This window comes from Bacillus sp. SCT118 (assembly GCF_058566435.1).
Map to the genome: position 1 here is coordinate 3,250,216 of NZ_CP191225.1, position 19,157 is coordinate 3,269,372.

The 19,157-nt window shown below is 46.5% G+C and carries 14 protein-coding genes and 2 pseudogenes; 4 read left to right on the forward strand and 12 right to left on the reverse strand.

Going from position 1 to position 19,157, the window contains the following annotated elements; translation table 11 throughout:
• Nucleotides 1–3: 3 nt before the first annotated feature.
• On the reverse strand, nucleotides 4–864 hold the full coding sequence (locus ACQVGT_RS16730) for a methyl-accepting chemotaxis protein (RefSeq protein ID WP_003233767.1): 861 nt from the start codon (nucleotides 862–864) through the stop codon (nucleotides 4–6).
• 13 nt (nucleotides 865–877) lie between these two features.
• Nucleotides 878–2,335 (reverse strand): benzaldehyde dehydrogenase, encoded by a 1,458-nt coding sequence (gene yfmT / locus ACQVGT_RS16735; protein WP_015482939.1) that lies wholly within the window; start codon nucleotides 2,333–2,335, stop codon nucleotides 878–880.
• 249 nt (nucleotides 2,336–2,584) lie between these two features.
• Between yfmT and bcaP the strand changes: the two genes are divergently transcribed.
• The 3 genes from bcaP (at nucleotide 2,585) to ACQVGT_RS16750 (ending at nucleotide 6,110) form a co-directional block, all read left to right on the forward strand.
• On the forward strand, nucleotides 2,585–3,970 hold the full coding sequence (gene bcaP, locus ACQVGT_RS16740; RefSeq protein ID WP_003233771.1) for a branched-chain amino acid transporter BcaP: 1,386 nt from the start codon (nucleotides 2,585–2,587) through the stop codon (nucleotides 3,968–3,970).
• Between the two features lie 91 nt (nucleotides 3,971–4,061).
• Nucleotides 4,062–4,769 carry a YjjG family noncanonical pyrimidine nucleotidase gene (locus ACQVGT_RS16745; protein WP_015482938.1) on the forward strand — a complete coding sequence of 236 codons (708 nt, stop codon included), beginning with the start codon at nucleotides 4,062–4,064 and terminating at the stop codon, nucleotides 4,767–4,769.
• Nucleotides 4,770–4,880: 111 nt separating this feature from the next.
• Complete coding sequence (locus ACQVGT_RS16750; protein WP_015383063.1) at nucleotides 4,881–6,110, forward strand: MFS transporter; 1,230 nt, start codon at nucleotides 4,881–4,883, stop codon at nucleotides 6,108–6,110.
• Nucleotides 6,111–6,139: 29 nt separating this feature from the next.
• On the opposite strand, the gene ACQVGT_RS16755 is transcribed toward ACQVGT_RS16750, so the two are convergent.
• From ACQVGT_RS16755 to cypD, 7 genes are all read right to left on the reverse strand, one after another.
• Complete coding sequence (locus ACQVGT_RS16755) at nucleotides 6,140–7,075, reverse strand: putative nucleotide-diphospho-sugar transferase (RefSeq protein ID WP_015482937.1); 936 nt, start codon at nucleotides 7,073–7,075, stop codon at nucleotides 6,140–6,142.
• Nucleotides 7,076–8,254, reverse strand: a complete 1,179-nt coding sequence (locus ACQVGT_RS16760) for a glycosyltransferase family 2 protein (protein WP_015383062.1) — start codon at nucleotides 8,252–8,254, stop codon at nucleotides 7,076–7,078. It abuts the gene before it with no gap.
• A gap of 28 nt (nucleotides 8,255–8,282) precedes the next feature.
• Nucleotides 8,283–9,194, reverse strand: a complete 912-nt coding sequence (locus ACQVGT_RS16765; protein ID WP_015482936.1) for a putative nucleotide-diphospho-sugar transferase — start codon at nucleotides 9,192–9,194, stop codon at nucleotides 8,283–8,285.
• 23 nt (nucleotides 9,195–9,217) lie between these two features.
• Nucleotides 9,218–10,186: a GDP-mannose 4,6-dehydratase gene (locus ACQVGT_RS16770; RefSeq protein WP_003244102.1), complete on the reverse strand. Its 969-nt coding sequence runs from the start codon at nucleotides 10,184–10,186 to the stop codon at nucleotides 9,218–9,220.
• A gap of 6 nt (nucleotides 10,187–10,192) precedes the next feature.
• Nucleotides 10,193–10,957: a glucose-1-phosphate cytidylyltransferase gene (locus tag ACQVGT_RS16775; protein ID WP_015383060.1), complete on the reverse strand. Its 765-nt coding sequence runs from the start codon at nucleotides 10,955–10,957 to the stop codon at nucleotides 10,193–10,195.
• 236 nt (nucleotides 10,958–11,193) lie between these two features.
• Nucleotides 11,194–13,113: a lipoteichoic acid synthase LtaS1 gene (ltaS1, locus tag ACQVGT_RS16780; protein WP_003243930.1), complete on the reverse strand. Its 1,920-nt coding sequence runs from the start codon at nucleotides 13,111–13,113 to the stop codon at nucleotides 11,194–11,196.
• 446 nt (nucleotides 13,114–13,559) lie between these two features.
• Nucleotides 13,560–16,745, reverse strand: coding sequence for a bifunctional P-450/NADPH--P450 reductase (gene cypD / locus ACQVGT_RS16785; protein ID WP_015383058.1), 3,186 nt, complete (start codon nucleotides 16,743–16,745; stop codon nucleotides 13,560–13,562).
• A gap of 149 nt (nucleotides 16,746–16,894) precedes the next feature.
• Between cypD and ACQVGT_RS16790 the strand changes: the two genes are divergently transcribed.
• On the forward strand, nucleotides 16,895–17,965 hold the full coding sequence (locus ACQVGT_RS16790) for a DUF3900 domain-containing protein (RefSeq protein ID WP_015383057.1): 1,071 nt from the start codon (nucleotides 16,895–16,897) through the stop codon (nucleotides 17,963–17,965).
• A 34-nt stretch (nucleotides 17,966–17,999) separates the two neighbouring features.
• Here the strand turns inward: ACQVGT_RS16790 and ACQVGT_RS16795 are convergent.
• The 3 genes and pseudogenes from ACQVGT_RS16795 to ACQVGT_RS16805 all read right to left on the reverse strand — a co-directional run.
• A pseudogene (locus ACQVGT_RS16795) lies at nucleotides 18,000–18,337 on the reverse strand (FAD-dependent monooxygenase); the annotation flags it as partial.
• Nucleotides 18,337–18,405, reverse strand: a pseudogene (locus tag ACQVGT_RS16800) (hypothetical protein); the annotation flags it as partial. The pseudogenes ACQVGT_RS16795 and ACQVGT_RS16800, both read right to left, overlap by 1 nt.
• Nucleotides 18,405–19,049 (reverse strand): Bax inhibitor-1/YccA family protein, encoded by a 645-nt coding sequence (locus tag ACQVGT_RS16805; RefSeq protein WP_003244397.1) that lies wholly within the window; start codon nucleotides 19,047–19,049, stop codon nucleotides 18,405–18,407. The pseudogene ACQVGT_RS16800 and the gene ACQVGT_RS16805, both read right to left, overlap by 1 nt.
• Nucleotides 19,050–19,157 lie beyond the last annotated feature (108 nt).

Below are 19,157 nucleotides of genomic sequence, written 5' to 3' on the forward strand. Positions count from 1 at the left end.
CTTTTACTCTTCTTCAAGCGCTTTTTCAGCCATTTTTGCAAGATGCTGCGCGCTTCCTGAAATCTCCTGCATCGTGGCGGAAATTTGTTCAACGGCAGCGGCTTGTCCGTCTGTATGCTGATTAATCGACTCAATGGATTCCTCCAGCCCTTTCAGCAGGCTGTGGATTTTTTTCGTAATCTGGTCAATTTGGCCGACATTTTCTTTTGAATGCGTCGCTAGCTTTCTGATCTCATCTGCGACGACAGAGAATCCTTTTCCGGACTCCCCTGCTCTTGCCGCTTCGATCGCGGCATTCAAGCCGAGCAGATTGCTTTGGTCAGAGATGCCTTTAACAGTTACTGAAATATCGGCGATTTCACCGGCGCTTTCGCTTACTTTTTTCGCCTGAGAGGAAATGCCCGACATTTGAGTTGAAAACCCGTTAATTGATTCAGAAATGTCGGAAATAGCCGCGGCTGTTTGTTCAACGACAGCTGATAAGCTTTCCGCCACATCATGCAGCTTTGACGACTCCTCAAGGCTCGTTCCGAGGCCGACGCCTCCAATGACTCTTCCATTCTCGTCGTGCAGCGGGATGGCACGCGCGATCAATGGGAAGCCGAACAATTCTTTCGGAACCATGCTCGTCTTCTTCTGATTGCTGCGGATGGCATCTGTGATGATATCCCCTTCCTGCAGCGGATCGCCGGCTTTTACGTTCAGCGAAAAGGTTTTGGCCGGTATATTCACGAGCAGTTTTTCCGTATCATAAATGCCGATTGTAATATCATCCTGAACCAGGCTGTTTAAATAAGGGGCTACTTTGATAAATGCGTCCAGAATATCTGCGGTTTCTTTTTCCGTATTTATGGTCAATTCCATTCACTCCTTTTCATTAATAAGGGAAGCTGCGTTTTTCGTGCTGGACCGAGATCCATTTCAGCGTTGTAAATTCTTCGAGGCTCCACTCACCGTTTAAACGGCCGAGGCCTGATTGCTTTTCACCGCCGAAGGCTACATTCGGTTCATCATTGATGGTCGTGTCATTGACGTGAATCATGCCTGTTTCAATGCGTTTCGCAAAAGCCACGCCGCGCTCAAGATTTGACGTATGAACGGCACCGCTCAAGCCAAACGGGGTTTCGTTTGCGATATCCACCGCTTCGTCTTCTGAATCAAACTTCATAAAGGAGACGACTGGTCCGAACAGCTCTTCCTTGGCAATGCTCATGAACGGTTTGACGTCTTTTAAAATCGTCGGTTCCACGATCGTCCCATTAAAACCGCCAAGCTTCACTGGTACAGCGCCTTCTTCAATTGCTTGCTCAACAGTCTTCATCAGCCCGTCCGTCTGTCTGCTGTTGATTAATGGCCCGATAATCGTATCAGGATCCATTGGGTCGCCGACTTTCAGCGATTCCACTTTTGCCTGGTACAGCTCAAGGAATTTGTCATAAATAGAAGAATGAACAAGCACGCGGTTGGCTGACATGCAAATCTGTCCTTGATGTGTAAATCGGCTGAACACCGCCGCATTGACCGCATATTCTATATCTGCATCCTCTAGCACGATGAAGGCGCTGTTCCCGCCAAGCTCAAGAAGCGGCTTTTTAAAATGCTTCATCGCAAGCTGTCCGATGTAGCTGCCGACTTTCGTAGAACCGGTAAATGAGATGATCCGCGGCACTGGATGCTCAACGAAGCTGTCGCCGATTTCAGCAATGTCTGTGACAACAACATTCAGCAGTCCCTCTGGAATTCCCGCGTTCTCAAAAATTTTCGCAATCAGCGTTCCGCCGCAAATCGGCGTTTCCTCATGCGGCTTTAGCACAACGCCATTGCCGGCTCCGAGTGCAGGCGCCACTGATTTCATAGATAAAAAGAATGGGAAGTTAAACGGACTGATGACACCGACAACGCCTGCCGGCACGCGATATAATCTGTTTTCCTTGCCATCTATTGTGGACGGAAGAATTTTCCCCTCCATGCGGATTGGGAACGTTGCCGCTTCTTTCATGATGTTTTTGACAAGTCCGATTTCAAAAGCCGCTTTGAGCCTTGTACCGCCTAGCTCCTCCATAATCAAATAAATAATAGCTTCTTCATTTTCTTCAATATACGTGACGGCTTTTTCTAAAATGGTTCTTTTCTCAAACGGGTTGACCGCATCCCATTTTTTCTTTGCCAGCGCCGCTGCCCGATACGCTTCATCTACATCGTCAGCAGTCGCTTTACGGAATGTTGTGAATGTTTTTTGAGTATAAGGATTTTTGTTTTCCAATACATTTGGGCTGCTGCCCTCCTGCCATTTCCCGCCGATAAACTGTTTATTCAACTCTTCATATTGAAACATGGTCAGCATCTCCTTTATAACCGCAAATCAAAATATGGGCGAATCTATTTTTTCTATCGGTTCATCTTGCATAAAATTGAATATACGATTAGTAAAAATTACTATCCTATGATACGACAACGCTGTTTCGCTTCTATCATTTAAAGCAGAAAAATATTTTATTGACTGCGTCAAATTTCGACAATATAATACAACAAGAACTGTATATAATGATTAGAATATTTTGAATATTTTCAGGAGGAACTTTTGATGAGTTCATTATTTAGAAAAAAACCGCTTGAAACATTGAGTGCGCAGAGCAAGTCAAAAAGCCTTGCCCGTACGTTAAGCGCATTTGATTTAACCTTGCTCGGTATCGGTTGTGTCATCGGTACAGGGATTTTTGTCATTACAGGAACAGTGGCAGCGACCGGTGCAGGTCCCGCCCTCATCATATCGTTTATTTTAGCGGGGCTCGCCTGTGCGCTGGCTGCTTTCTGTTATGCTGAGTTTTCGTCTTCCATTCCGATTTCGGGAAGCGTGTACTCATACTCATACGTGACACTTGGAGAGCTGCTCGCCTTTTTGATCGGATGGGATCTCATGCTTGAATATGTCATTGCACTGTCAGCGGTTGCCACCGGCTGGTCTTCATACTTTCAATCACTGCTTGCCGGCTTCAATCTTCATATTCCGGCTGCACTGACAGGAGCGCCGGGAAGCACGGCGGGCGCCGTATTTAACCTTCCGGCTGCGGTGATCATTCTCCTCATCACTGCGATTGTCAGCAGAGGCGTCAAGGAAAGCACACGCTTTAACAACGTCATCGTACTGATGAAAATCGCGATCATTTTATTGTTCATTATTGTCGGTATCGGCTATGTGAAACCGGACAACTGGTCTCCTTTTATGCCATTCGGGATGAAAGGCGTCATTCTTAGCGCTGCCACTGTATTCTTCGCGTATCTTGGGTTTGACGCGGTTTCTAACGCCTCAGAGGAAGTAAAAAATCCGCAAAAAAACATGCCCGTCGGCATTATTTCAGCTCTAGCCGTCTGTACGGTTCTGTACATCGCGGTATCGCTTGTGCTGACAGGCATGATGCCTTATGCCAAATTGAATGTCGGAGATCCTGTATCCTTTGCGCTGAAATTTGTCGGACAGGACGCTGTTGCCGGAATTATTTCTGTCGGTGCGATTATCGGGATTACGACGGTGATGCTCGCTTTGCTGTACGCTCAGGTTCGTTTGACATTTGCCATGAGCAGAGACGGCCTTCTGCCTGGATTGTTCGCAAAGGTTCATCCGTCATTTAAAACCCCGTTCCGCAACACGTGGCTGACAGGGATCGTTGCAGCGGGAATCGCCGGCTTTATTAACCTCGGAACGCTGGCCCACCTGGTGAACATGGGAACACTTGCCGCGTTTACGGTCATATCTATTGCTGTCATTGTGCTAAGAAAGAAACATCCTGAAATCAAAGCGTCCTTCAGAGTGCCGTTCGTTCCGGTTGTGCCGATTATCAGCGCAGGCATCTGCCTTTGGTTCATGTACAGCCTTCCCGGCGTCACATGGCTTTCATTTGTCATCTGGATCGCTGTCGGAACGCTGGTTTATTTCCTATATTCGAGAAAACACAGCTTATTAAACAAATAATCTCTTTTTAGCCGGCGGTGCCTCACCCGCCGGCTTTTTCCTTTTTTTATGTGCTATACTTTGAGTACGCATGAGAAAGGGAGACACACAGATGAAACAATACCGCACTTTATTATTTGATGTAGATGATACCATCCTTGATTTTCAAGCGGCAGAAGCTTTAGCCCTGCGTTTGCTGTTTGAAGATCAGAACATTCCTTTAACAAATGACATGAAGGCGCAGTATAAAACCATCAATCAAGGTCTCTGGAGAGCCTTTGAAGAAGGTAAGATGACACGGGATGAAGTCGTAAACACACGTTTCTCCGCTTTGCTCAAGGAGTACGGTTACGAGGCGGACGGCGCTTTGCTTGAGCAAAAATACCGCCGCTTTCTTGAAGAAGGACATCAGCTTATTGACGGTGCATTTGATCTCATCTCAAATCTGCAGCAACAGTTTGATTTGTACATCGTGACAAACGGCGTGTCTCACACACAATATAAGCGTCTCCGTGATTCAGGATTATTTCCATTCTTCAAGGACATTTTCGTTTCTGAAGACACAGGCTTCCAAAAGCCGATGAAGGAATATTTCGATTACGTGTTTGAACGGATTCCTCAATTTTCAGCAGAGCACACATTAATCATCGGGGATTCACTAACTGCTGATATCAAAGGCGGACAGCTCGCCGGGCTTGATACTTGCTGGATGAACCCTGACATGAAGCCGAATGTGCCAGAGATCATACCAACCTATGAGATTCGTAAGCTTGAAGAGCTATATCACATTTTGAATATCGAAAATACCGTCAGCTGCTAATCAGGCTGACGGTATTTCTTTTATAAGAGTCTTTTTTCCTCTTGATAAATTCTTCACCTTATGAATAATATGGTGGTATGCTTTGGTTATATATGTAAGGAGGAGACTCAATTGGCTATCGCCGCCCCGGTAAAAGAAAAAACAATTCAAAAACCAGGCACCACGGTGTATCCGATTTTGATTATTATCGGAATTTGCCATATGCTCAACGATTCGCTTCAAGCTGTGATTCCGGCCATGTTCCCTATTTTGGAACGCTCCATGAGCCTGACGTTTACACAGCTTGGCATCATCGCTTTCACATTAAACATGGTGTCATCCGTCATGCAGCCTGTTGTCGGCTGGTATACCGATAAACGGCCGCGGCCGTATGCGCTGCCAGTCGGTTTGACCGCCAGCATGCTTGGCATTTTGGGCCTTGCATTTGCCCCGTCATTCATAACGATCCTATGCTGTGTGTTTTTCATTGGATTAGGCTCGGCCATTTTCCATCCGGAGGGCTCCCGTGTGGCGTATATGGCCGCCGGCACAAAACGCGGGCTCGCCCAGTCGATTTATCAGGTGGGCGGAAACTCAGGCCAGGCGATGGCCCCGCTGATCACCGCGCTGATCCTTGTGCCGCTCGGGCAATTCGGCGCTGTTTGGTTCACGCTTGTCGCCGCGCTTGCTGTTATGTTTCTCATGTATATCGCGAAATGGTACGCCTCACGTCTCGGCAGCCTTGCCCAGAAATCAGGCAAGCAAAAGAAAACGGCTGAAAACACGGCCATCACCAAATCTGTTGTATCTGCTCTTTTTATTATTATATTTCTCATTTTTGCTCGTTCTTGGTATACGAGTGCGATCGGTAACTTTTACACGTTTTACGCGATGGATACCTATCACGTAAGCATTCAGCAGGCACAAAGCTATATTTTTGTCTTCTTGCTGTTTGGCGCGATCGGCACGTTTCTCGGCGGCCCGCTTGCAGACCGTTTTGGAAAACGCTTCGTTATCCTCGGTTCGCTGTTATGCTCGGCGCCGCTGGCGATCTTGCTGCCATTTGCCGGCCCGGTTCTCGCCTATGGCGTGCTTGCCTTGATTGGCTTGGTTCTGATGTCGAGCTTTTCCGTAACGGTCGTCTACGCACAGGAGCTAGTTCCTGGAAAAATTGGCACAATGTCCGGTTTAACCGTCGGGCTTGCCTTCGGGATGGGCGCAATCGGTGCTGTGGCGCTGGGCGCTCTGATTGACGCCGCGGGACTGACCCCGACGATGATCGCCATTGCCTTTCTCCCTGTTCTCGGCATCCTTGCCTTCCTATTGCCAAGTGACCAGAAGCTGAGAGAATGGCATAGCTGAAAAAACCCCTGCCAGGCGGCAGGGGTTTTTTAATCCAGCTGGATAAAATGAGTGTCAGGCACTGCGTGCTTCGGGATAAAGCCATCCGCAAAGTCCGGAAACGCCGACTGTATTTCATCAATCCATCTTTTCAGATTTAATATATACGGCATATAAATCATCTCAATTGTCGCTTCGTCTTCAATCCGGTAGTACCAGCAAAGATTAAACTCTTTTTCTGTCACCAGCGTAAACCCAGAGAAATGATAGAAAATCAGCGGCGTTTCATCTATATACACGCGGCCGTCCTTTTGCCCGACCTTATAGTTTTCGATATTCCAAAGCGCTGTATTGGCTCCTATTGATTTGACAACATGAACACCTTTAAACTGCGCCGGCCATTTCTCCACATATCTTTGATCACCATATGTCTTTCGTTCCGTATCCATTTCGACCGTGCAAAATTCAATACAGTCCTGTCTCCACTGCCACACCGCTTCATATGCTTCCTTTGTATTACCGGCACCGACAAAGCCTGTATTAAAGCGTCCGGTTCGGTCGTAGTAGGACATGAAGCGCGGCGAATTACGATGATCAGTCAAATACAGAGACGCCGTTGGGTTTTCTGCAAAAATACGCGCCGGATCAGAAAAGAAAAATAGATCCGTATCCATATGGGCAAAGTATTCAGCGTCATCCCACTTGCTCATCACATGAAACAAAAAGGCGGGCTTTAACGTCCAGCAATATTCATGAAACGTTCTGTTGCTTTTCGCTTTCAACAGCTCCGGGTCTTCCATTTCATGCAGCTGCACAAAGGTTACATGCTCCCATGGCACGTGCTGAAGCAATTCATACGCTTTCTGGTCGACACACAGCACATATAAATGAAAATCATCGCAATGCTCATGGAGAGAATGAATCATAGGCATGAGCTTAAAGATATGTGTCCTTGACACTATCGTTGAAAAATGAAATGTACTCACTTATACCACATCCAATGATCTAAGATCCACGTGCAGCAAATCGTTGACAAGCGCATACAGTGCGTTGGCAAAATCGTTCACGCCTAGCTTTTTCTTCGCTTTCGGCAGAAGCTTGCGGACAGTTTGTAAATCAAAGCTTTTCGCCGTCACCCTTGGGGATTTCTTTCTCCAATCCGGATCAATGTTGCGCTCTTTAACAACATGTAGAAGCTCAAGAAACAGATTCAGCAGCATATCATATTTCTGTGATTCCAGCAGCTTTTGAATATCAGCCATGATTCTGTTCGTCATGTCAGGCGGGAACGGCCCATTAAATGCGAGATGAACGTCTAAGGAGCGGATGTTATTGTATTTATCGCACATATAGGCAATGTTTGCCCGAATATCGTCTACAGACTTACAATTGCTTGGATGTTCCTGATGAACACTGACAATATCGCGACGAAGCCTGAAGGTCAATCCGGCCTGATGAAGCCTGATCCCGAGGTCATAATCCTCAAACCCGTACCGTACAATGCCTTCGTCAAATAAACCGAGGTCAACCACATGCTTGCGTTTCACAGAGGAATTATTCGTGATAAAAAAGCGCCATGGCATATGATAGCCTTTCAAGTCATCGCCGTACTCATCTAAAATCTTCTTGAGCACGTCTATAAAGTCGGTATCGAGGTCAAAGCTTTTATCAAGAAAGCTTCCGTTTTTGATGTCCGCTTCCTCCAGCAGCTTTTGTTTGTCTTTCTTCGGCATTTCATCTGTGAGCTTTGCGAGCTGTTCCTTATGTTCTTCTTCAAACCGTTCATAATAAAAACTGTAGATCCGTTTCCAAAACAACCCGCACACGACGAGATTCTCTTCGTTCTCATGGGCTTTAATATGTTTTGCCACAAGGTCCTTTGCCGCAAGCATATCGCTGTCATGGAAAATCAGGATGTCTCCTCTGGCATTGCGAAGCGCCTGATTTCGTCCGTACGCAATGCCCCTGTTTTCTTTAATCCGTGTAAAGATCAGCGGAAAATCCGCTTGAAATGACTCAAGCATCGAGAGCGTCCCGTCCTCAGAGCCATTGTCCGCTACAATGACTTCGAATTCTTCATCGCACTCCTGCTGGTTTAATGACAGAAGGCTGTTGTAAAGGCGCTCCTTTGAATTATATGCAGGAATAATAACGCTTGCTTTCACTTCATTTTCACTTCCTGTATTTACTCATTTATTTGTTGTCATCTTTTGAAGCAAAACCGTTAAATTCAGGGTCTAACGTTTTCATGTGCTGAATGATATGCGGCAGTGTCTCTTGATACAGTTCATGCACAAACGGCAGATCTGTGCGGGTTGTTTCATGAATCTGTTTGATTTCATTGATGCTGACGATTCGGTATCCGCTGAAATGATAAAAGATCAGCGGACTGCCATCCTCCAGCACGATCCGGCCATCTTTCCAGGAAAACGTATGCTGCCCATAATTCCAATGCCCGATGTTCACGCCGGGTGTTGTAATGTCACACACATTCGGAAACAGCTCAGACATATAATCCAAATAGCCCTGATCACCGAATTTTCCTTCACCCGGTGCATTTTTGCATTCCTCAAGACAGCGTTCCTTCCACCACTCCAAGCAATCCGTGCCTGCATCATCATGCTTGAAGCTGATAAACCCGGAATTATATCTGCCTAAAAGACGCTGCAGCATGTCAATCTGCTCTTTCTCAAAAGAAGGGATTACAATATCCCCCCGTGAAAGCAGCACCGAGCAGTCCGGCTGGTTTTCAAAAATCGGCGATGGATCTGCATAGAAAAAGAGATCCCCGTCAATATACGTCACACGCTCCAGCTCAGGATTGCTGTTCAGCACAGCTTGCAGAAAGATCGGCTTCATCGTCCAGCAATACTCACTTTGATCTCTAGTTTCCTTCAGCTTCAGCAGCAATTCATTTTCAAGAGCGGCCACCGGCACAAGGTTCAGCTGCTTCAACTTCAGCTTCTGTAACACGCGGTGCGTATCTTCATCCATGCAAAGTATAAAAATGGGACTGTCTTGATCAACTTGCTCTAACGACTTAAACAAAGCGACTGCCTGATATAATCTTCCTTTTGATAAAACGGTGCAATACGCGCTGGTCACAGTCTTGTTCACCTCGTTTCACATTACTTTTTGAAGAATTCCGTATACCACTCAATCGTTTTTTCAAGTCCCTCATCAATAGTGTAGGCCGGTGTCCAATTCAGCAGCTTTCTTGCTTTTTCCGCGGATAAATATTGATGTTTGATTTCATTGCTTCCCTGATTCAGCACCTTAGGTTTCAGATTACTGTTCATTTTCTTTAATATTTTCTCTACCAGTTCAAGTACGGTCAGCTGGATCTCATTGCTGAAGTTAAAGGCCTCTCCGGCAAGATTGTTTTCTTCCATTTTTTCTGCAAGAAGCAGATAAGCCTGAACGGCGTCTTCAATATAGAAATAGTCCCGTACAAATGTGCCGTCGCTTCGGATTTCCGGCGCTTCCCCGTTCAGCACAAGCTGAATCGTCTGAGGAATGATGCGGTTGAAGTTCAAATCTCCGCCGCCGTATAAGTTTCCGCAGCGCGTAATGCAGACCGGAAGCCCGTACGTGTGAAAATAGGTGTGGCTGATCAGATCTGCGCAGCTTTTTGAGACGTCGTACGGGTGCTTGCCTTGCAGCGGCATGTTTTCATCGTATGGAAGGTTTTCTTGATCGCCGTAAGCTTTATCACTTGAAGCGACAATGACCCGCTTAATTAACGGATGCTTGCGGCAGGCTTCGAGAATATTCCATGTGCCGAGGATATTCGCTTCAAAGGTAGAAATCGGGTTGCGGTTTGCCACGCCGACAATCGCTTGTGCAGCGAGATGAAAGACCGTGTCGATCTCATACTCGCCAAGCGCGCGTTCAATCACAGCCAAGTCCTCAAGAGAACCCCGCACGATGTTCATTTTCTTGATATGTTCTCCCTGATAAAGATTGGATTGAGGCACATGATCCCTGACAAGCCCTGTCACGTTTGCGCCCTGTTCGATCAGCTCTTTCACCAAATAGCTTCCTAAAAGACCTGTACATCCCGTGACAAATACGTTTTTATTTTTCCAGAAACTCAAATCGATTCACCATACCTTCCATACTTGTTGTCCTTGATTCCACATTTTGTTGACTTCTAAGAGATTTTTATACGTATCGATGGCCGTCCAAAATCCGTAATGGCGGTACACAGCAAGCTCCCCGTCTTTGGCAAGGTTCTTCAGCGGTTCATCTTCGAACATTGTGTTCCCGTCCTTCGGCAAATAATCGAAAACCTTGGGACTGAAAACGAAGAATCCGCCGTTGATGATTCCGTCACTTGATGTCTTCTCAGAAAATGTTTTCGCCATGCCGTCCTCAACCGTCAAGGTGCCAAACTGCGAGACTTTGTCAATGCCGGTGACAGTCGCGGCAGCACCTTTTGTCTGATGATAGCTGATGAGATGGAAAAGATTGATATTGGCCAGCCCGTCCCCATAGGTGAGCAGAAATGTTTCATCACCGATATAGTCTTTCGCCTGCAAGATTCTTCCGGCTGTCAGCGTATCTTCCCCAGTCTCCAAAAACGTAATTTTCCACGTTTCAGGCTGCCCCAGGATCTGTACCTCTCCCGTAGAGCTGTCGAGTGTCAGGCTGTTGTGCTTCCATTCATAGTCGAGAAAGTATTCCTTGATTTTTTCTCCTTTATAGCCCAACAGCAGAATAAACTCGTTTACTCCGTAGTACTGATAAATTTTCATAATATGCCATAGAATCGGTTTGCCGCCTATCATGGCGAGCGGTTTAGGAATGTCATTCGTGACTTCACTCATTCTCGTTCCTTTTCCGCCGCAGAGAATGACCGCTTTCATCTCTACCCCTCATCTCTATGAATATTGAGTTCGAAACCTGGTACATCTTCACAATCTATCAAGGCATTTCCCCGATAATTTGTCCGATTTCAATCCGGTTTCAAAATCTACTGTAATGATATGAGAGAAAGCCAGCCTTGGTGACCAAATGGAATCTATTTTTTCAAGTTGGTTGTATAACCAAAAAAAAGAGCCTTGAGCGAAGGCAATGCGCCCGCTCAAGGCTCTTTTTCATCTTATTTGATTTCTTTCTCCTTGCCGTAATGATAGTCTGACGGATCAACGGCTTTGAAATCATTTAGTTTATGGAACCTCAGCAAGTCTTTGTACAGGACACTGTCTGAAAGGCTCAGCTGCTGGTTCACTCTTGTTTTCAGATTCTTCGTTTCTTCATTCGCTTTCAGTTTTTCACCAGTCTTCGTATCGTAAATGATATTGTCGACTGATGTGTACTTCGGCGTTACGAAGTCTCCGTTTCTGAATGCCACTGTATCGTCGTGGTCTTTAGAGAATAAGTCAGTACCAAAGTTGATGTATTTCTGAGAATCAATTCCTTCTAAGTGCAGAAGTGTCGGCATGACGTCAATTTCGCCGCCATACGTATGGTTCACTCCGCCTTTTTTGCCAGGAACGCGGATCATCAGCGGCACACGCTGGTTCTGTGCGTTTTGATAATCTGTGATCTCTTTTCCAAGAATCTCTTTCATCGCTCGGTTATGGTTTTCAGAAATACCGTTATGGTCACCGTAAATCATGATGACTGAGTTGTCATACAGGCCTGCTTCCTTCAGCTCCTTGAAGAATTGCTCAAGCGCTTCGTCAAGGTAACGCGCTGTTTGGAAGTAGCTGTCAACTGTGTTATCGCCAGTTGTCGCTTTTTTAAGAGACGCGTCTTTTTCATCCAGGTTAAACGGATAATGGTTTGTCAAAGTAATCAAATGCGCGTAAAACGGCTGTTTAAGAGACTCAAGCTTTGGAATCGATTCTGTAAAGAACGGCTTATCCTTAAGTCCCATGTTAATCACATTTTCATCTGACATATCATACGTGCTTGCGTCGAAGAACTTGTCATATCCGATATGTTTGTAAATCTGGTCACGGTTCCAGAACGATTTGTAATCACCATGCAGGACGGCGCTTGTATAGCCTTCCTTCTGGTCTAAAATCGCAGGAAGCGACTGGTAAGTGTTTTCGCCTTTCGTCACAAACGCGGAGCCTTCAGGAAGACCGAAGATCGAGTTATCCATTGTCAGCTCGGCATCAGATGTTTTTCCCTGGCCTGTCTGATGGAAGAAGTTATCAAAATACGTCACATCTTCCCCGCCGTGCGCAAGTTTATTTAAGAAAGGCGTCACCTCTTCACCGTTTAGCTTGTAGTCAATCAGGAATGACTGGAAGCTTTCAAGGTGAATTTTAATGATATTTTTGCCTTTGGCAGAGCCGAAGTACTCGGCGTTCGGTTTCGCATAATGAGACGTCGTGTAATTCTCGACGCTTGTTAAATCATCGCTGCTTGCATAGGCCCGTTGCGTTTCTGTTTGAGCCGTCTGCACACCGTCATAAATGGTGTAGTTGTAAAGACCTAAATACTTCACGATATAATTGCGGTCAAACGTTCTTGTCAGCAGCTGCGGACGGTCTTTTTCCGCATAGTGCAGGTTGATGAAAAACAGTGCGATCCCAGAAAGGATCACTAAAGACGCAAAGCGTTTTTTCATTTTGTATTCTTTTAATTCAGGTCTCCAGATCAAAACCGCAATCAAAATGATAATATCTAAGAAATAGAAAATATCATGACCGGCCATGATACTGAAAATCCCGTCTCCCATGTTTCCAACGTTTCCGGACTGTTTAATGTTCGGGAACGTCAAGAAATCGTCAAAGAAACGATAGAATAAAATATTTGCATATAACACAAATGTCATCAAGAAATCGATAATCAGCATAATAATGGCTGATTTACGCCCTTTCGCCAGCAAAGCCAGTCCTAAAAAGAAGACGGCGCTTGAGAATGGGTTAAATATCAGGAGGATCTCCTGAGTTGTGCCTTTTACCCCAAGATTAAACTCAGTCTTGTAGGATAAATACGTTTTTGCCCAAAACAGTATAACAGCCAGCACAAAAAAGCTAAGTTTGTAAGAAAAAAGTTTCTTCATGGCAACCTCTACTTTCTTAAACACTTTAAGTTCTTCATTCATATTTACCTGCTCTTTATATCCTGCCTTCCAATTCCTTCTTTCCAAACAAAATCAAGGCATCACACAACAATAAATACACCGCGGCAAGCCGGAATATTTATGTTTCGCCCCATATCATTTTTATTACAACCATTTGGAAACCAATCACTGGACGAAAGAAACCTTCATTTCGTTTCACATTTTTTTCTCAGAAATAAAAAAAGGATTTCTTTTGTCATGTGTGCCTTTGAAAAAAGAAATAGATACCGAGTATAAGAATAACATAAACTAGCAAAAACGAAAAATAGGTTTTGCAGACAGCCCGCCCTTCCGGCGGACTGAAGTTATTGTATGCATCAATGTTTAGCGCGATCACCATTTTTTCGAAAGGACAAAAAAGACTGGATGTCTCCAGTCTTCTTTATCTATATCCCTGCCCAGACATCCTTAGCGTACATACCGGTATCCTGCAGATGTCTCAGCCAGTTTTGCACTTCTTGCTCCCCGGTGCCATGAACAGACTGATACGCCTTTTGCAGTGCCGCCTCCACATCCGGGGCCATTTTGCTGCCATCACCGCATACATAAAGCCTGCCTCCGCGGTCAAGGATCGATATTAATGTTTCTGCATGGTCAGCCATTAGATGCTGGACATACGTTTTCGGCATGCCTTCTTTGCGGGAAAAGGCTGTGTGGACAGTGACGATTCCGTCTTTTTCAAACTGCTCAAGCTCATCGCGGTATATAAAATCACGATCGTTCCTGCATCCAAAATAGAGATGAGCTTCACCGAGCGTTTTCCCCTCCCGCTTTAAAACTTCACGGGCTTGAAGGAAACCGCGGAATGGCGCTACTCCTGTGCCTGGTCCGACCATAATGATTGGAGTTTCAGGGTCTTCTGGAAGCTGAAACCGGGATTCCGGTGTGCGGATAAACATCACGACATCATCACCGGCTTTACGCTCAGCTAAATCATTTGAAGCCACGCCCCTGTATTCGCCACGGCCGCTCCACGCAGGGCCGCGCACGACACCGACTGTGATCGATGCTTGCCGCGGATTCACTCTTGGAGAGCTTGAAATTGAATAATATCTCGGTTTTAACGGACGTAAAAGCTCTAAAAATCGTTCAAACGGCATGTCACACGCTTCATACTTTTCAAGCAGATCCAGCATGGAAATTCGTTTTTTCAATATTTGCTCCTGATAAACACCCTCTGCTGACAGTTCTTCTAATTCACGCCTATGCGGCGGACACACTGTAAATGCCGCCAGTTCACGTATTTGCGCTCTTGTGGCTGCTTCCTGCACCTCGACGCTGTAGCTGAGAAGATCATGCAGGCTGACAGGACGGCCCAATGGCAGATGCCCCGCACTGCGGCCGCTTGCCGACAATGTCACTTGGTCGGTTCCCTTCAGACCGAATCTGTGGAGAATCCGGCTGACATTGGTTTGGCTGTTTTTTGGCAATACGCCAAGATGGTCGCCCTCTTGATATTCAACATCCGGCGGCAATGCAATTTCGATATGGCGAGTGCTTCGATCGCTGTCTGCAGACTGGAGTTCACGATTTTCGGCAATGGATGCGTGAGAGGCTTCGTATGATCTAGCCAGCGGAGACTCGCCCAGCCCTCTGACAAACTGAAGGCTCAGCGTGCTTCGCTCCTTATCAGCGTTTTCATTAAGCTCAAGTCCGAATGCCTTAATGGCGTCCGCCCACATGCTTTTTTTCCACTCGTCAAGCTGCCCTTCAAAATCACCGCTGACATCACCTTCTCCGCGCGCAGAAAACCGAGTCGCGCCTTTTTCCGCAAGCTGCTCATCAATGAATCTCGGCACGTATTGATACGTGCTCGCCCAGTTGTGGTCGCCGCAGCCAAATACCGCGTAATGAACGCCCTCAAGCTCACCCGGTTTGATTTCTTGAAGCCACTGCACGAACTGTCCGGCATTGCTTGGCGGTTTTCCATTATAAGACGAGGTCACAATGACAACCGCTCCCTCTTTCGGCAGCTTTCCAATTCGGTCGTTCAGAGGTGCTGTCTCTGTCCTTACGCCGTGAAGACTGGCAGTATCAGCAAGCTCCCGGGCGACGCCTTCTGCAGTGCCGGTATCAGAGCCGTACAGTAAGAGAAGCGGGCGGTTGTTAAGACCGATGACCGATGCGCCCTTTGCTTCCGTTTTCTCCTTTTGCTCATCAGACACGGCTTTTTCAGCTGCCTGGACGTCCGCATGAATGGCTTCCTGATTACGGCTTTGAACCCTGATGTGAAAATCGCCCGGCTTAAGTGTTAAGGTTTGTTTGATATCAAGCTCATAATTCTCATGATCAATCAGTGTGAAATATTTTAGAATCATGCCCAGCACAAGTGTGGCTTCATGAAGGGCAAACTGCATGCCGATACAGGCCCGTTGGCCATTTCCGAATGGTTTGTACGCATGGTGAGGCACTTGGTCCTGATGCTCGAACCGTTCCGGCCGGAATTCTTCTGCGTCCTTTCCCCAAGCGTCTCGATCACGATGAAGCTGCGGAATCAGCACAGAAATTCTGTCTTTCGTCGTGATCGGGAATTTTCCGCCAATGACTGTGTCTTCTTTTGGATAAAGGCTGAAAGCCGGAGCTGTCGGCCATAAGCGCAGTGATTCATTTAAAATCATCCGTATGTATGTAAGCTCCAGCACTTGTTTATAGGTCGGCGCTGCATCCGTCAGCACCCGATCGACCTCTTCATACGCCTTTTTCAGTTTGTCAGGATGCTTCAATAAAAAGTAGGTCGCAAAGGAGAGCAGGCCGCTCGTTGTTTCATGGCCGGCAATCAAAAACGTAATGATCTGAAAGCGGATATTTTCGTCGTCGAGCTTTTCACCCGTTTCCGGATCTTCCACATTCAGCATGCGGGCGAGCAAATCTTTTTCATCCTGGTCTCCATTCGATCGGCGCTCTGCAATAATGCTGTCGACTAACGAAAACATCGTTTGAATATCATGGCGGAATTGCCGCTTTGTTCTGACCATAAGCTTATCTTGAACATCAAGCCGCTGCATTTGATGCATCGCTTCATCAAGCGCCCGCACCATGCTGTTGATAAACGGGTGGGGCGTTTCTCTGTAGTAACTGTTAAAGCGGTAGTTAAACCCGCATAGCCCAATGGTGTCGAGCGTCAGCCGGGTCATATCTCCCGGGACATCGACTGCTTCATTCGGATTGAGCCTGGCCCATTTTTGAATGAGCTGAACAGCGATATCGACCATTTTCTCATGATAGTCCTTCATGGCCCGCTGGCTGAACGTCGGCATCAGAATGTTGTGCGCTTTTCTCCAGTTAGGCTCATGCGTCCAGCTCGTAAACAATCCGTCACCGGAAAATGCGCGAACCTTTTCCAAGGCGCCTTCAATGCTTTTATCAAACCGTTCTTCATCACAAACCTCTTTCACCAATTCGTGGCCGGACACTACAATGGTCGTGCCCGCGGGTGTATGGATTTGAAAAATCGGGCCCTGTTCTTCCGCCAGTTTGATCAGCGAAAGCGTCGGCTTGTCTTTATCGATTAAAGGCAAATTGCCTAGCGGCCCAAACGTCTTCGGCTGAGGAATCGGGCTTGTTTCCTTCATCGAACCATTCCTTTCCGTATGAGATGCCTTCTATTTGACTACATTTCCCTTTCATGGTCATGATTATTCCGTTCTCCCAATTGACGCATGATTGCTGTTTTTTCTATACTTGAGAAGCTGTACAATACGCGAATAAGGTGAGTTTATATATGGATTTTGAAATTCGGTTTTTATCCTTTTATGTCATACAGGTGGAAGGCAAAGATGAGCAGGCGAACAAACAGTTCAAGCACTTCCAGACCCTTGATACGGGCGAATTTGAAGAAAGCGAGCTAAAGGACTTTCTCGACGGGGAACTGAAAAAAATCGTCAAACGGAAAGCAGACCGCCATCCGCAGTCCGAGCAGGTCCCGACGAAAATCGGCCATTTTATCGTCGAACCCGGCCACGAGCTCGATTCCAACCCAAACTACAACATGTTCAACCGCGCTCGTCTGGCGGAAACAAAAGAAGACTTCAATGAGCTGAGCGAGCAGTTCGTCCGCACGTACCTTGACACAAGCGCGGTTCGCGGCGGCGTGTTTCTCGTCGCTTCGGCCGTGCCGAGAAAATACTTTGACGAGTCATTTGTCTTCATTATGAAATGTGACTTTGAGCCGAAGGTCGCCCGCATCTCTGACGCGTCTTCTCTCATTAAAAAAGTCGAAATGGCGATCACGACAAAAAACATGAAAAGCATCCAATACCCGTACATGCCAGAGGAAGGAATGGTCGAGGAAGGTGAGCTAAAAATCCACCAGGCCTCACACGCCCGCTATTTTGAGGACTTTCTGAAATTCGTCGAGTACGGCGAATCGATGCCGGAAATCATGAAAAATCAGGTCATGAACATGGTACAGGAGCACGTCTACGAGACATTTGAAGACAACAGCGAAGAACTCAAGCAGTTCGAGCACGACATTGAGATTTGGGAAGCAAGCGAAAAACGGGAAATCCAAGAGCGCCTCGACACCCATCAAGTCATCGAAGCCTCCGCCCAAATCATCGAGCACACGCCAGAGGCCCAACTGAAAATGAAAGTCGGAGAAACAGAGATTAGGGGATTGCTAGCGGATTTTGGCGATTCTATTCATCTCGCAAAAGTAAACGGACGCTATGTCGCGCTGATTGAAGCCGAGACAATTTCGTTTGAGAAAGGCAGTTCACCGGTGGAGTTTTATAAGCCTGAGGGGCTGCATGAGGTGATTGAGCGGATAAGGAATAAAACAGAGCAAGACTAAAAAGTCCAGAAATCACTTTCTGGACTTTTCCTATTTAATACCCTTCCCTCAACACCGCATAGCACTCCCCAATCAGTTCTTCCGCTCCCGGCTCTCCTTTCAGCCCGCGGCGTACGATTTCCGATGATAGGTTCTGGACTTTGAGCGCTCGTGGGGCTCTTCTTTTGTAGTACGCCTGTAATGCTGTTTCGTGGTCGGCGTGTTTTTGGAGTTCTTCGGCGAGGACGATGGCATCCTCGATCGCCATTGCCGCTCCTTGCGCCAGGGTCGGCGCGCCGGCGTGGGCGGCGTCTCCTCCGATGATGACGGGTCTTCGTACCATGGCTCCAGCACTGTGACCTGCTCCAGTGTATTTAAAATGATAGGATACTCATAAACACTCCACCTGCCTTTTTTATGTATAGCAAAAAGCGCCTATCCAATGACAGGCGCTTTTTCATTAATCATCACTGCTCAAAATGCCGAAGAAGCGGAGCAGGTTGATGAATAAGTTGATAAAGTCAAGGTACAGCGATAACGCCATAACCGGAATCAAGTCTTCCGTAATGTGGCGGTGTTTGATTTGATTCAAATCATACAAAATGTAAAGGGAAAAGACGATGGTTCCGATCACGGAATACGCCATCATCGCCGCTGAGTTTAACGGGCTGAAAATGTTGAAAATCCCTACCACTGCGAGTGCGAGCACCGCAACCAGCAGAAATGACCACAGGAAGGATAAATCCTTCTTCATTTTTGCGCCGATTGTACCCAAGACGGCAAAAATGACAAATGTAGAACCAAAGGCTTCAAGCACGACATAGGCGCCGGCGATGGAAGCGTAATGGCTGACGATCGGAAATAAGGTAATGCCGGAAACGAACGCGAATGTATATACAAACGCATACCCGACCGCTTTTCTTCTGCGCATCCAGAAGGCCAGAATAATCATCGCCACTTCAAGAATAGAAAGCGGCAGCATCAAAGCGACAGGAACAAATTGGCCGATAAAAAGGCCGACAGTCGCGATCAGCAATGTGAAGACAAAGACTGTCAAAATGCGTTGCATGATCGATTGCTTACTCTCGTGAACCGTAGCTTGCATGTCAAAAATCCTCCTAAAAAATGATCTTAAAGGTCTATTATATAAAAATTGGATGAAATATGTATATGTTTTAAGGAGAATTTAATGAAAACAAACGCCCTTTACATT